This window comes from Olsenella sp. An285 (assembly GCF_002159625.1).
In the GTDB taxonomy this organism is placed as follows: Bacteria; Actinomycetota; Coriobacteriia; order Coriobacteriales; family Atopobiaceae; genus Thermophilibacter; species Thermophilibacter avicola.
In genome coordinates this window covers 1-12681 of record NZ_NFIZ01000023.1, presented here as the reverse complement: position 1 = coordinate 12681, position 12681 = coordinate 1, and the positions used below count along the sequence as shown (strand labels likewise).

General features: G+C 65.5%; 8 protein-coding genes. 5 read left to right on the top strand and 3 right to left on the bottom strand.

Features of this window, described 5'->3' with window-relative positions:
• Positions 1-336: 336 nt before the first annotated feature.
• From B5F79_RS10585 to B5F79_RS10570, 3 genes are all read right to left on the bottom strand, one after another.
• Positions 337-2835 carry an S-layer homology domain-containing protein gene (locus tag B5F79_RS10585; protein ID WP_087221396.1) on the bottom strand — a complete coding sequence of 833 codons (2499 nt, stop codon included), beginning with the start codon at positions 2833-2835 and terminating at the stop codon, positions 337-339.
• A gap of 452 nt (positions 2836-3287) precedes the next feature.
• A complete protein-coding gene (locus B5F79_RS10575; protein ID WP_087221391.1) occupies positions 3288-3953 on the bottom strand; it encodes a hypothetical protein in 666 nt (221 codons plus the stop codon).
• Positions 3953-5263: an AAA family ATPase gene (locus B5F79_RS10570; protein ID WP_087221388.1), complete on the bottom strand. Its 1311-nt coding sequence runs from the start codon at positions 5261-5263 to the stop codon at positions 3953-3955. Before B5F79_RS10570 ends, B5F79_RS10575 begins: the two co-directional genes overlap by 1 nt.
• A 787-nt stretch (positions 5264-6050) precedes the next feature.
• Between B5F79_RS10570 and B5F79_RS10565 the strand changes: the two genes are divergently transcribed.
• The 5 genes from B5F79_RS10565 to B5F79_RS10545 all read left to right on the top strand — a co-directional run bounded on the left by B5F79_RS10565 (position 6051) and on the right by B5F79_RS10545 (position 12422).
• Complete coding sequence (locus tag B5F79_RS10565; RefSeq protein ID WP_241147322.1) at positions 6051-7421, top strand: ATP-binding protein; 1371 nt, start codon at positions 6051-6053, stop codon at positions 7419-7421.
• Positions 7422-7864: 443 nt separating this feature from the next.
• Entirely contained in the window at positions 7865-8332 is a 468-nt protein-coding gene (locus B5F79_RS10905; protein ID WP_143786299.1) for a hypothetical protein, read from the top strand.
• Positions 8333-8489: 157 nt separating this feature from the next.
• Complete coding sequence (locus B5F79_RS10555; RefSeq protein ID WP_206391124.1) at positions 8490-9767, top strand: ATP-binding protein; 1278 nt, start codon at positions 8490-8492, stop codon at positions 9765-9767.
• A gap of 185 nt (positions 9768-9952) precedes the next feature.
• Positions 9953-10972 carry an S-layer homology domain-containing protein gene (locus B5F79_RS10550; RefSeq protein WP_087221376.1) on the top strand — a complete coding sequence of 340 codons (1020 nt, stop codon included), beginning with the start codon at positions 9953-9955 and terminating at the stop codon, positions 10970-10972.
• 67 nt (positions 10973-11039) lie between these two features.
• On the top strand, positions 11040-12422 hold the full coding sequence (locus B5F79_RS10545; protein WP_087221373.1) for an S-layer homology domain-containing protein: 1383 nt from the start codon (positions 11040-11042) through the stop codon (positions 12420-12422).
• Positions 12423-12681: the final 259 nt, after the last annotated feature.

Genomic DNA, 12681 nt, shown 5'->3' with positions numbered 1-12681 from the left:
CTCGGCTACCGGCGGCTGCCTGAACCACCCGCGAGAATCTCCTGCTGGTTCCAAACTTATCCCAAACGTCGACGCCCTCCCTCCCGTGCGAGCGGGAGGGAGGGCGTCGACGTATATATCGTTTCAGACGCGAAGCCCCCCTCCTGAGTGCGAGCTCGAAGGAAGGGGGCCGGGCCACGCTTGCCTGCGCGCGACAGCCTGCACGAGCCTCTTGGCTCACACGAAGGCTCTTGTATGCTGAAGAGCCCTCGCGTGAGCCCGCCCCCATTGAGGGGGCGGGCAATCTGTGCCTCTAACGCAGTAGCTTCAGATCAGCCTAGGCGAAACAACCAGAGTCTAGAGCTTCTCGGGCTGGTAGCGCACTGCCATCGTGGCGACATCAGCTCGGGAGATCTCGGCAACCGGACGAAGGGTGTCGTCCTTGCCCATCACGCCCTCCTCAATGGCCCACGCGACCGCATCATCAGCGAAGTCAGAGACCTGATCACCATCGGGGTACTCGCCGAGAACCGCGTCGGTGTCAACTGCCTCGTAGTTGCCAGCCTTGTCAGCGTAGCGGGCGAGCATCGTCGCGAACTGCTCACGGGTGACCTTGTCAGTCGGCCCGAAGTTGCCATCCTCGTAGCCCGTGACAATACCGGTGTGCTCGGCCCAAGCGATGGCCTCGGCGTAGTACATCTTGCCATCGACGTCCTCGAAGCCGGTAACCCAGCCGTTGGTCTCGTCGTAGTCAACGAACTCGCTGACGTCAGAGCCGGACATGCGGTAGAGGACGACAACGACGTCGGCGCGGGTCATGGAATCAGCGGGCCCGAAGAGCTTGGTGCCGTCATAGCCCTTGATGTAGCCGTTCTGGGCGGCCTTCTCGACCGTCTCGTAATACCAGGCGTCAGTGGGAACGTCGAGGAATCGAAGGCCCTCGGCGACGGAGAACTTGTAGGGCTCAGCGGTGAAGCTGAAGTTGGAGGCGAACAGGGTGTCCGTGGCGGTGAGAGTAGCGACATAGTCGCCGACCTCACGGATGTTCTTGATCTCCTCGCCGTCCTTGGTCACGGTCAGAACGCTGTTCTGGGCGACCATGTCAGAGGGGTTGGTGTAGGAAACCCAGATGAGGTCACCGTTGGCGTCGCGCTCGCCGGTGGTGTACTCCCACGCGGGGGTGATGGTGCCATCGTTGTTGTACGGGAGCGCATAGCGGCCGTTGATGGCCTGGAGGTTGCCGTTGCCCGTGCCGGGAGCGATGCGGATGGCCTGGACCTCGGCCTTGGAGATCACGATATCGAAGGTGGCGTTCTCGAGCTGGTACTTGTCGCTCTCGACAACAATCTTGTAGGAGCCGGCGCTCACGACCTGGGTCACGGTCTTGCCCTCGGCGTCCTCGAAGTGCCAGGCGTAGTCGCCAGCGGCAACGGGGTCATCGCCGTCGTAGAGGGCGACGGAGAACTTGGTGCCATAGTCGGAGCCGTTATACACGCCCTCGAACGGGGAGGACACAACCTTACCGTCATAGGAGACGTAGAGGGAGGTCGCGCAGTCGAGGGTGCCGGAGGTCACGACGACCTTGAACTGGACGCTCCCGCCATAGGTGTGGCCGGCGCTGTCGAGAGCGGTAAGCGTAACGGTGTAGGTGCCGTAAGGGAGGTAGTTAATAGCGTTGATGTTGGTCGCCACGACGTTGCCGTCAGCATCGGTGACGGTCTTCTTGACAGCGGACGCGGGGACGTCAGCAGCCTTGCCGTCGGCGTCCGTATAGGTGGCGCCGAACATGTTGTCGTGGATGAAGTTGTCCTTCTCCGTGTTGAGGGTGATGGTCTCGGGAATCGCCTCGCCGTTGTAGGTGAAGTTGACGCCGGTGGCGACCCTGTCGACCGCGATGTGCTTCACGCCCGTGGAGTCGATGCGGAAGTTCGGATCGGTGCCATCGGCGGTGTCGGGGACAACCTGAGCGGTGAAGGACCCAATGCCAGCGGGCACGTCCTCCTGCCAGACGAGCTTGAGCTCGGCAGCAAGAGCCTCGGAGCCGTTAACAGTCTCAGGCTTGGTCGGAAGGGCGGTGTTGGCGCCGATGATGACGGGGACGTAGACGTCGGACGTGGAGAGGTTGCAGCGATCGATGTCGAACTTGACGTCGGCGGTGGTTCCCGCATAGGCGCCAATGCCGGTCAGGTGGGCGTAATAGCCCTTGTTCCCGTTGGCGAGGTTGGAATCGGTCGGAGCGGTCTCGGAGCCCAGGGACGTGTCGTTCCAGTCCTGGCCCTGGGTGTAGTACTTGACCGTATAGTCCACGCCCTCAATGAGCTTGTGGCCGCCGACGATGAAGTTGATGTCAGCGGGCTCTGCGGTGTAGGCGATGGTGGTGTCGGTCACGTCGGTGCCCTCGTAGTAGGAGGCGCCGGCGAGGCTCTTGCCGGAGATGGAGAACTTGGCGGTTGCCTTGCCACCCTCGTAGTTGCCGGCGACGGCCTCGATCACCACGTAGTAGGTTCCGGCATCGACCGGGACGACCTTGTTGTCGCTGGGCTTGCCCTCAGCGTCGGCGGTGACGTAGTAGATCTTGTAGCTGTCGCTGGTCTGCACGTCGCTGATGGTGGCGCCGCCGCGCGGGGTCACGCTCACGACCGTGGGGGCCTGCTTGCCACCGTTGTAGGTGAAGGTGTCAGAGCTGAGGACAACCGTGGACTGAGCGAAGGCGGTCTGCTCCTCAACAGAAGCCATCAGGCTGGCGCCGTCGTTGACGCCGGCCGCCATGGCCACCATCGGGACCGCGCCCACGGAGAGCACGCCCACGAGGGCCGCGGTCACCGCGCGCGAGGCCTTGTTCCTGCAAGCTGTCATGTGTTGTCTCCTTTTAAGGAAGATGGGGCTCGAGGGTAGGCCTCGACCCGATCGGTTAGATCGCGCGGGGCGCAGCGACACGTGATCAGCCGAGGGTTTTTCACCCTCTCGAAGACATGACTCTGAGGGAGATCGCCGACCTCGCCATCCACCAGAACCGCCCCCCTCTCCGAGGTCCCCAGGGAGCGAGAGGGGCCCTTTGGTTGCGATCACCCTTGTCGAAGGGATGCCGGAGGGGCATCCCCAGGCTACCGTCGTCGACTCCCGCAGGAGCTTGCGGGAGGAACTGGTCGGAGCGGTTGTGCTGAACCGTGATGTCAGCGAAAACTTACACGTCAGGCTCGAGGGGGAAATGCCAACTGGGCTTTTCCTGTCTCGGAGGACTCTGATGTAAGTTTCCGATGACCAAAAGTTACACGAGCGCTCGGGGGCGAGGTCGTCTGAGCCCGTCGCTACCGCTCGGGCCAGATCGCCGCGTCTATGGCCCCGAAGGGAATCGGCGAGCGAGAGGCGATGAGCCCCATATCGAGGGACCTAATCAGAGGCCTCGCCTTCGAGCCCTCGTGATAGGCGTTGCGGACGGAGACCATCCTGTGGAGCGTCCTCATCTTGGACTTCCCCTTGCCCCCTGAGGGGACCTTCGTGTCGGGAGGGAGCCCGAGGAAGGCGAGGACGCCGTCGGCGTCGAGAAGCATCACGTCCTCTATGTCCGCCTCCGCGGCCAGGTCGGTGACGGACGCTGCCGACGATCCAATCTCTCTGCGCAGAGCGGCCCAGTCCCCCTCTTGGAACTGGGACACCGGGGCCGAGTGCCCGTCGGTGTCGTATGCCAGGAACACATGCCAGGGAATCCCCAGGTGCCGGGCGACGCAGGAGCGAAGGAACCACGCCCCGGAGTTCGTTATCTGGGAGATCGAGTTCATCGACATGAACTTGACTAGCGTCTCTCGGCCCCCATCGCAGACGACGTAGCAGACCTCCCCGTGATCCCTGCCCTCGCGGACGTACGACCCGGGGTGGTTGCGGCATGCCCAGAAGAGGTACTGGCGGTAGAACTCCTCCTCGGTCTGGCCCTCGACGATGAACGCGGCGCCCGCGCCGTAGCTCTCCGCACGCATCATGCCTCCAGGTATTCCGACAGGGCCCTGACGCCGTCGTCGCCGCCCGACATGAGGTCGAAGAGGTAGTCCCCGTAGCCCATCCCGCGGCTGCGGGCGTTCTCGATGACCTCGTCCACCGCGCCCGGCCTTATCCTCCTGAACGAGGCAACGCCGTCCTGTCTCGGGACCCCGACGTACAGGCTCTCCGGGCGGAGGTACTGCACGAGATAGGGGGAGTGGCTGGTGAGTATCAGCGAGCTCTCCCGAAGGTTCTCGTCCAGCGTCTCGAGGAGCTCCTCGAGCATCCTGGGATGGATGCTGGTCTCGACCTCCTCGATCGCGACGCAGCCCGCCCCGATCTCTCCCCCGATGATGACGTTCGTGACGAGCCAGATGAGCCTCTTCGTCCCCGTGGACATGCGCGAGACGTCGACCGGCTGGTTGAGGTGCTCGTCACGAATGGTCACCCGGTACATCTCGTCTCGGATGCGAAGGGGGACGTCGACCCCCTCGTCTCCCTCGAAGGTCGCGCTGAGCTGGTCGTGGACGTCCTGCTTGACCTCGTAGGCGTCGACGGAGACGCTCGCGAAGCTCGGGAAGAGCGTGTGAATCGCGAAGAGGAGGTCCTGGTAGCGGTTCGGGGCGATGGTCTTGAGGCGGTACAGGGCGCGCGGGAGGTCCCTGTCGTCGAGGACCAGGTCGCTGTCGGAGAGCCTCTCCCAGGTGAAGTCGACGGGAAGGGGGTCGAACCTCTGGCTGGCGTCAAGGGAGGAGCAGATCGCGAACGACAGGGTCTGGATGCTCTTGACCGTGTGGTTGATCTCGATGTCGTCGATCGCGGTCAGGACGTCGATGGCAAGCTGGTTCGACTCGAGAGACACCCTCCTGAAGGACCTGGTCTCCTTGCTCTTGCGGTACTGCCCGGAGTTCCTTCTCAGGAACGAGGTCCACCTCTTCCCGTCGGGAGAGGCCTGCAGCGTCTCGTCGACGATCCTGCGCCCGCTCCCGTCGTCTCTCGCCCACACGAGGGAGAACCCGTACCGGACCACCCGGTACTCGGGGTCTGCCCCCTCGTCCTCGAACTCGACGAGGAACTCGTATGGTGCCGAGGCCATGCTCGTGACGAGGGGGATGGCGTCCGCCCTCGCCATCATCGCGTCCCTGGACTTCGGGCTGGAGGATATGAAGTCGGAGGCGAAGGCGATGGCGTCGAGGAGGTTGGACTTCCCGAAGTTGTTCGGGGAGACCGCGGCGATGATGCCGGGGAACCTCAGCGTGGTTCTCGAAAGGTTCCTGAAGCCTCCCACCGTGATGCTCAAGAGCTTCATTGTTCTCACCCCTATCAACAAATCATTCATCGAGATTGAGGTTGGCCGCATTTTACCAGATGCTCGGTAAATCTCTGACATCTGATGTAATATAAAATGACTTTTCATCCGCAGTGATTGAGCGGCCAATCAGCTTGCCTTCGGCCTGAGGCTCGTAGGTCAAGAGACGGCCTACGAGCGCTTCGGAATTCCATCTGTCCCCTCCGCCGACCTCTCTAACGGACAGCGCCACAGCAGGGTGAACAACCTCCTCGCAAAGTTGAGGATAAGCGGGCGATTCGATTTGCGGTCAATGGCGAGAGCCGGGGAGAGAGCTCGGATAAGCCACGTCCGTCTTATCCGGGGTTATCCCAGCCGCAGCGCCCGAAACGAGCCTCTCGTCGATAAACCTGCAGCCCATCATGCGGGTAGAGGATACTCAGATTATCCGGCCTTATCCCTCGAGCCCTCGCAAGAGACGAGTGTGAGCGATTCGCCCACCACGGTTGTCCGGTCTCCTTTTAGGGGAGATGGGCGCTGGAGCAACCGGGTGGTCACGAGCGACGAGGGCAGGGCGGCAACGCCCTTGGCTCCTTGCACGGGGTGGTCCGGGAGGCGCTCGCCAACTCCCCCTTTCACGCCGGCCGCCAGCCGCTTTTCCGAGCGCCCTGCCGCCGTCTTCTCGGGCATTCGCGCCCCGCTGTCGGAACTGGCTGATTCTGCAGTCTTTGAGATCGTTGAAACCGGCTGATTCTGCTGCTAACATGCCTTTCGAAGGTGGATGATTCTTGTGTCCCGGGGAGGCGTCGTGTTCAGAAGGAAGTGTTACGAGAGGCTGCTCGAGTGGAAGCGGACCTCCGGCGGGCGAAGCGCCGTGCTCGTCGAGGGAGCCCGGCGCGTCGGAAAGACGACCCTGGTGAGGGAGTTCGCGGAGCGCGAGTACGAGGCCTCCCTCTACATCGACTTCTCCGTCGCGGGAAGGGCCACCCTCGACCTCTTCCGGGACCAGCGCGAGGACGTCGACACGTTCCTGAGGACGCTGCAGCTCCTGTACGGGACGCGCCTACCGGAGCGGCGCTCGGTCGTCATCTTCGACGAGGTGCAGCGCTTCCCGCTGGCGCGGGAGTACGTCAAGCACCTCGTCGCGGACGGGCGCTACGACTACGTCGAGACCGGCTCCCTCGTGTCCATAAGGAGGAACGTCGCGGGAATCGTCATCCCCTCCGAGGAGGACCGCCTCGAGCTCAACCCCATGGACTTCGAGGAGTACCTCTGGGCGACGGGCAACGACCTCTACGCCGAGGAGATAAGGCGCGCGAGGGAGGCGATGGAGCCGTTCCCCGACCCCGTCCACGCGAGGCTCATGCGTCTCTTCGACGAATACATGATCGTGGGCGGCATGCCACAGTCCGTGGAGGCGTTCGCGCAGGAGCGCGACTTCCTCCCCTGCGAGCGGGTCAAGCGCCGCATCCTCGACCTGTACCTCGAGGACATCTCGAAGTTCGGGGGGACGGAGGCGAGGAGGGCTCGGGCGATCTTCCAGGCGATACCCGGCCAGCTCTCCGCCGCGTCCAAGCGCTTCAAGTTCTCCTCTCTCGGCGGGGGCGCCCGCTACGAGGACTGCGAGCCGGCGCTCGACTGGCTGGCGGACGCCCACGTGGCCAACGTGTGCCGTCTGTGCACGGACCCCTCGGTGGGGCTCCGCCTCAACGAGGACGCCAGCTCGCTCAAGTGCTACATGGCGGACACGGGCCTGCTCGTGTCGCACGCCTTCGCCGACGGGCCGGAGTCCATGGGGGTCCACCGCGACCTCCAGCTCGGGAGGGTCTCGGTCAACCGCGGGATGATCGCGGAGAACGTCGTGGCCCAGCAGCTCCGCGCGTCCGGACACGCGCTCTTCTACCACGCGTGGAGCGAGCCGGCGACCAGGGAGGGCGGCAGGCCGCGCCCGAGGGAGGTCGACTTCCTCGTCTCCCGCGGCTTCTCGGACGCGGGGGGAAAGCTCCGCGTGAGCCCCGTCGAGGTCAAGTCCACCAAGAGCTACAGCACGGTCTCGCTCGACGATTTCCGCGGGCGGTACGGGTCGCGCGTGGGGGACGAGGTAGTCCTGCACCCCAAGCAGCTCCGCTCCGAGGGGCGCCGACAGTACCTTCCCCTGTACATGGCCCACTGCGTGTAGCGCCCCCCTGGCTGCTGTCGCGCCGCCAGGGCAGACCAGTCACGCAAGTGCGCCCCGCGCAGGGGCCGAGGGTTCAGGCCGGATAAGTCGGATAGCCACCGAGCCCATGCTGGGCTGCGGGCTTTCCGTCGAGAAGTCCGTCTCTGGCGTCGCGGCCCAGATGGCGGCGGATAGAATCGGACGCATCTTATCCCGTCCTGTCCGCGGCCCTTTTCCGAGGGCGAGGCTCGGCCGGACACGATTCCGCCGCACCCGTCGGCGAACGCTTCGGCGCCCGGGCGAACCGTTCGGCGTTTCGGCGAACGCCCGATCGTCAGCCTCCCAGGAGGTACCTGTAGGAGCGCCCCTCCCTGACCCTGACAACCCTCGCGTCGAGCGAGAGCAGCTCCCTGAGCCTGCCCTGGGCGACCCTCTCGGAGACGCCGAACAGTCCTTGGACGCCGGTGAACGAGTACTGCTACGCGCTCATCACGGACTACCTTACGAAGAGCGGCAGGGCAAGTCACTCGGAAATCGACAGCGTCGTGTTTCCCGCCCTCTCCACCGACCTCTCCGACGAGGAGCGCTGCAACAAGGTGAAGAACCTCCTCGCAAAGCTGAGAAAGGGGCGAGCGATTCGATATACGACCGATGGCGGAAGCCGGGGATGGGAGCTCGGATATGTCACGTCCGACTTATCCGGGGTTATCCCGGCCGCAGCGCTCGAAACGAGTCTCTCGTCGATAAACCTGCAGCTCATCATACGGGTAGAGGATATTCATATTATCCGACCTTATCCCTCGAACCCTCGTAAGAAACGAGTGTGGACGATTCGCCCACCACGGTTGCCCGGTCTCCTTTTAAGGGAGATGGCGCCGAATCCGAATCATCGATTCGCCCCTTCGGTTCCTGTGAACATGGTCAGCATTTAGTCAATGTGAAAAACCTGACTCAGATGCAAATCTTTCACATGGTCAATCAGTCGCACGGAATCGCCCAGAGACGCTCTTCTCAAGAGACGAAATCCCGCCATCGGCTATCATGTGAAAAATCTGCACCGACAGCGAGTTTCTCACATTGGGGGCAGCCGTGATCATCCGACAGAAGTACCTCGACCAGCTCCTGCGCTTCAGGGACCAGGACCTCATCAAGGTCGTCACCGGCGTGCGCCGATGCGGCAAGTCGACGCTGCTCGACATGGTGCGCGAGAGGCTGGCGGACGAGGGCGTGCCCGAGGAGAGGCTCCTCACCTTCAAGATGGAGTCGATGGAGTTCGACGGCATCGGGGGCTACCGCGACCTCTACGCCATGGTCAGGGAGAGGGCGTCCGGGGTCGAGCGCCCCTACCTCTTCTTCGACGAGCTCCAGCAGGTCGAGGGCTGGGAGAGGGCCATCAACTCCCTGCGCGTGGACCTCGACTGCGACATCTACGTGACGGGCTCGAACGCCTTCCTCCTCTCCAGCGAGCTCTCCACGTTCCTCACGGGGCGCTACGTCGAGGTCGAGATGCTGCCCCTCACCTTCTCCGAGTACCTGGACTTCCGGGGCATGGAGTGGTTCGGGGCGGGGAGCGCCCAGGCGGACCTCGTGAGGCTCAGCGACGGCGGGTACGGCTCCCTGCAGGCCGTGCTCGACCAGTACCGTCGCTACGGCGGCCTGCCCTTCCTCGCGCTCTCGGAGCCCGACCCCGAGGCCCACCGCTCGTACATGAGGTCGCTCTACGACACCGTGATCGTGCGCGACATCCTGGAGCGCGAGCGGCGCCGGGGCAGGAGGCAGATAACCAACCCGGACCTGCTGCGCCGCCTCTGCTCCTTCCTCGCGGACAACGTGGGCAACGAGAGCTCGGTGAACAGCATCGCCGGGACCATCCGGGCCGAGGGCCTGCGCACGGCGAACGACACCGTGGACGCCTACCTCTCCGCGCTGAGGGAGGCCTACCTCTTCTACCGGGCGAGGCGCTACGACATCAGGGGCAAGGAGCTCCTCAAGACCGGGGGCAAGCACTACGTGGTGGACGTGGGCCTGAGGAGCTTCCTCGGCGGCTACCGCGACGCGGACCAGGGCCTCGTCTTCGAGAACATCGTGTACCTCCAGCTCCTCTACGACGGATACGAGGTATCCGTGGGCAAGCTCCGCTCCGGCGAGGTCGACTTCGTCGCCACGCGCGGGGGCGAGCGAGTCTACGTGCAGGTGACGGAGGACATGACCGACCCCGCCACCATGGAGCGCGAGCTGGCGCCGCTGCGCGCCGTGCGGGACGCCTGGCCCAAGGTGGTCGTCACCATGCGGGGGAGCTACCCCACGGACGTTGACGGGATACGGATAGTCTCCGCCGCGGACTTCCTGCTGCACCGACGCCGGTAGCGCGCGGGCGAGGGAGGGGCACAGCAGGGCGGAGCCGGGGTCACGCGAAAGAGACGTCGGCGCGCGGCGTCCCCCGCCCGCCGAGGGGCGTCCCCCGCCCGCCGAAGCTCACGCGCCCGAAACGGAGCGACCCTCCCCTCAGGATAAGGTTGCTTAAAGCAACCTGACGCGATTGGTGGTCCGCCATGCACGCCACGGATTCCGCGGGCAGGGGCCTCAGGCCCACGCTCCTCTCGACGCTCCTCACGGCCGTAGCGGCCCTGGCCGTCATCCTGGCGGCGCCCGCCCCGGCCCTCGCCTCGTACCTGGGGTTCCCGGACGTCGGGGGCTGGGAGTGGTACGCCCAGGACGGCACGCTGCGCTACGCCGTGGAGCACGGCCTCATCACCGGAAACGCGAGCGGCACGTTTGACGGCGGCGGCACGGTAAGCCGCGCGCAGGCCGTCACCGTGATCTGGCGCGCCGCTGGCAGGCCGTCCGCGTGGTCCGCGAGCTTCCCCGACTGCGACTACTCGGACCAGTCCTTCTACGGCGACGCGGTGCGCTGGGCCCGCGCGGAGGGCGTGGTCTCCGGCTACGAGGACGGCCGCTTTGGCCCCGGCGACCCCGTCACGCGCGAGCAGCTAGCCAAGATGGTCGCGGACTTCGCCCGCAGCGTCGGCGCCGACGTCTCGAGCTCGGGCGCCCTTCCCTTCGTGGACGCGGGGCTCGTCTCCAGCTCCTGCGAGGACCAGCTGGCGTGGTGCGTCGAGCGAGGCATCATCAGCGGCGAGAGCCGCGCGGACGGAACCTACGCCAACCCGCGGGGACCGGCGCAGCGCTGCCAGCTCGCCAAGATCATGGCAATCGCGCACCGCGACGTCATCGTCCCGCAGCTTGGGTACGAGCTGCAGCCCGAGTACCGCACGGGCGACCTCGTCATGCTCACGGGCGTCGTCTCCGAGGAGTCCTGGCAGCACCCCACCATGGGCCGCACGCCCTTCTACGTGCTCCATCTGGATCGCCCCGCCACCTTTGTCATGGACGAGGGCTCCGGACAGGCGCGCTACGCCAACGTGACCGAGGTGCAGATCTGGGACGGCGAGTACTACCCCATGCCCACCAACGTTCCCGTGGTCGTGCGCGCAAGCGTCTTCGTGAACCCGCTCACGCACTGGGCGAGGCGCTCCTGCATCGTCAGCAACAGCACCGTGACGCCGCTGTAGCCCCGCGATCCGAGGGCACATGCGAGGCGAGTAGGGCATCTGCACGGCACAACAGAGAGGGGGAGAGATGAGTCGCAGGGCTGGCAGTCCGCTGTCCTTCCTGGCGCTTGCGGCGCTCCTGCTTGCGGCACCGGTCACCGCGCGAGCCGGGTACCTCGGCTTCGAGGACGTCTCGGTGGTCGACTGGGCGGCGCGTCAGGGCTACGTCGAGTACGTCACCTCCGAGGGCCTCATGACCGGCCTCACCGAGACGTCGTTCGGGCCAGGTGAGCCCGTCTCCCGCGCGCAGGTGGCGACCATCCTCTGGCGCGTGGCGGGCGAGCCCGCGCCGTCCGCGGATGCGCCTCGCTTCCCGGACTGCGACTACTCCGACGCGTCCTTCTACGCGGACGCCGTCTCCTGGGCGCGCGAGACCGAGGTCGTAACCGGCTACCAGGACGGGCGCTTTGGCCCGGCGGACCCGGTCACACGAGAGCAGCTGGCCACCATGCTCATGCGCTACGCGAGAAACGTTGCACGCGAGGACGTCTCCGCCGACGACTCGGCGCTCTCGGGCATGGTGGACGCAGGCTCGGTCTCCGGGTTTGCCCGCGAGGGGATGGCCTGGGCCGTGAGCGAGGGCATCGTCTCCGGCGACCTCTCCGCCGGCGCGCCGCGCGCCTTCCCGCAGTCCCCCGCACAGCGCGACCAGACGGCGAAGATGGTCTCCGTGTTCCATGCGGAGGTCCTGGGGATGGGGAGGCTTCCGGAACCCGTGCGCCTGGGACGGTACGGCTCCTTCCTCGCAAAGGTGAGGGAGCTCGAGGGTGGCCACGGCACCGCGCAGCTGGTGAGCGGCGTGCGCGACTGGGGCTTTGCGGTCGAGCCGGCCAACTGGCTCGTGGGCACCTGCTTCGCCGGGGTGATCGACTTCGGCGACGGCGAGGAGAGGCTCGTCACCGCCTTCTCGAGGCCGGGCGTTGCCCAGCGCTACCCGGATGCCTGGGACGACTACCACGTCCAGGTCTGGGAGTACGACGAGGCGGCGGACGCGACGAGGCTGTCCTGGGAGGGCGGCTCGACCCTTCTCAGCGTGGGCTATCCGCGGGTTGAGCTCTCGGTCTCGCCGGACGGCTCGAGGACGTACATCCACGTGAACCGGCAGGGGGATGAATCCCTCTTCGTCGGGGTCGCCGCCGACGGCTCCTTTGGGGTGGTGCGCAGTGCGAGCGCCTACTACACGGGCAGCGGCACCTCTGCCAGCCAGTGGCACTACATCGTGGACGGCCGCGAAGTCAGCAACGCCGGGTACTGGGCTGCCCTCCGCGAGATGGGCCTGCCCACCAACACGACAGACGGCAACCTGGCCATGTACGAGTTCACGAGCGACGCCGACGTTGCCGTGGGGCTGCCCGAGGTGACGCTCGCCAAGACGCGAGAGACGATCGCCTGGCTGGAAGACGTGGCGTAAGGGGTCCGCAAAAGATGCTGCTCTCTCTTTGAGCCCGCTGGCGCGACGGGTCGCCCCGCAATGGCCCTCCAGAACATCCATGAGGGGGCCATCTCCCTCATGTCGGGATTATGGGGCAGGATGTTGGTCGCCGTTGTCTCCTCCTTTCTAAAAAGGAGACAACACATGACAGCTTGCAGGAACAAGGCCTCGCGCGCGGTGACCGCGGCCCTCGTGGGCGTGCTCTCCGTGGGCGCGGTCCCGATGGTGGCCATGGCGG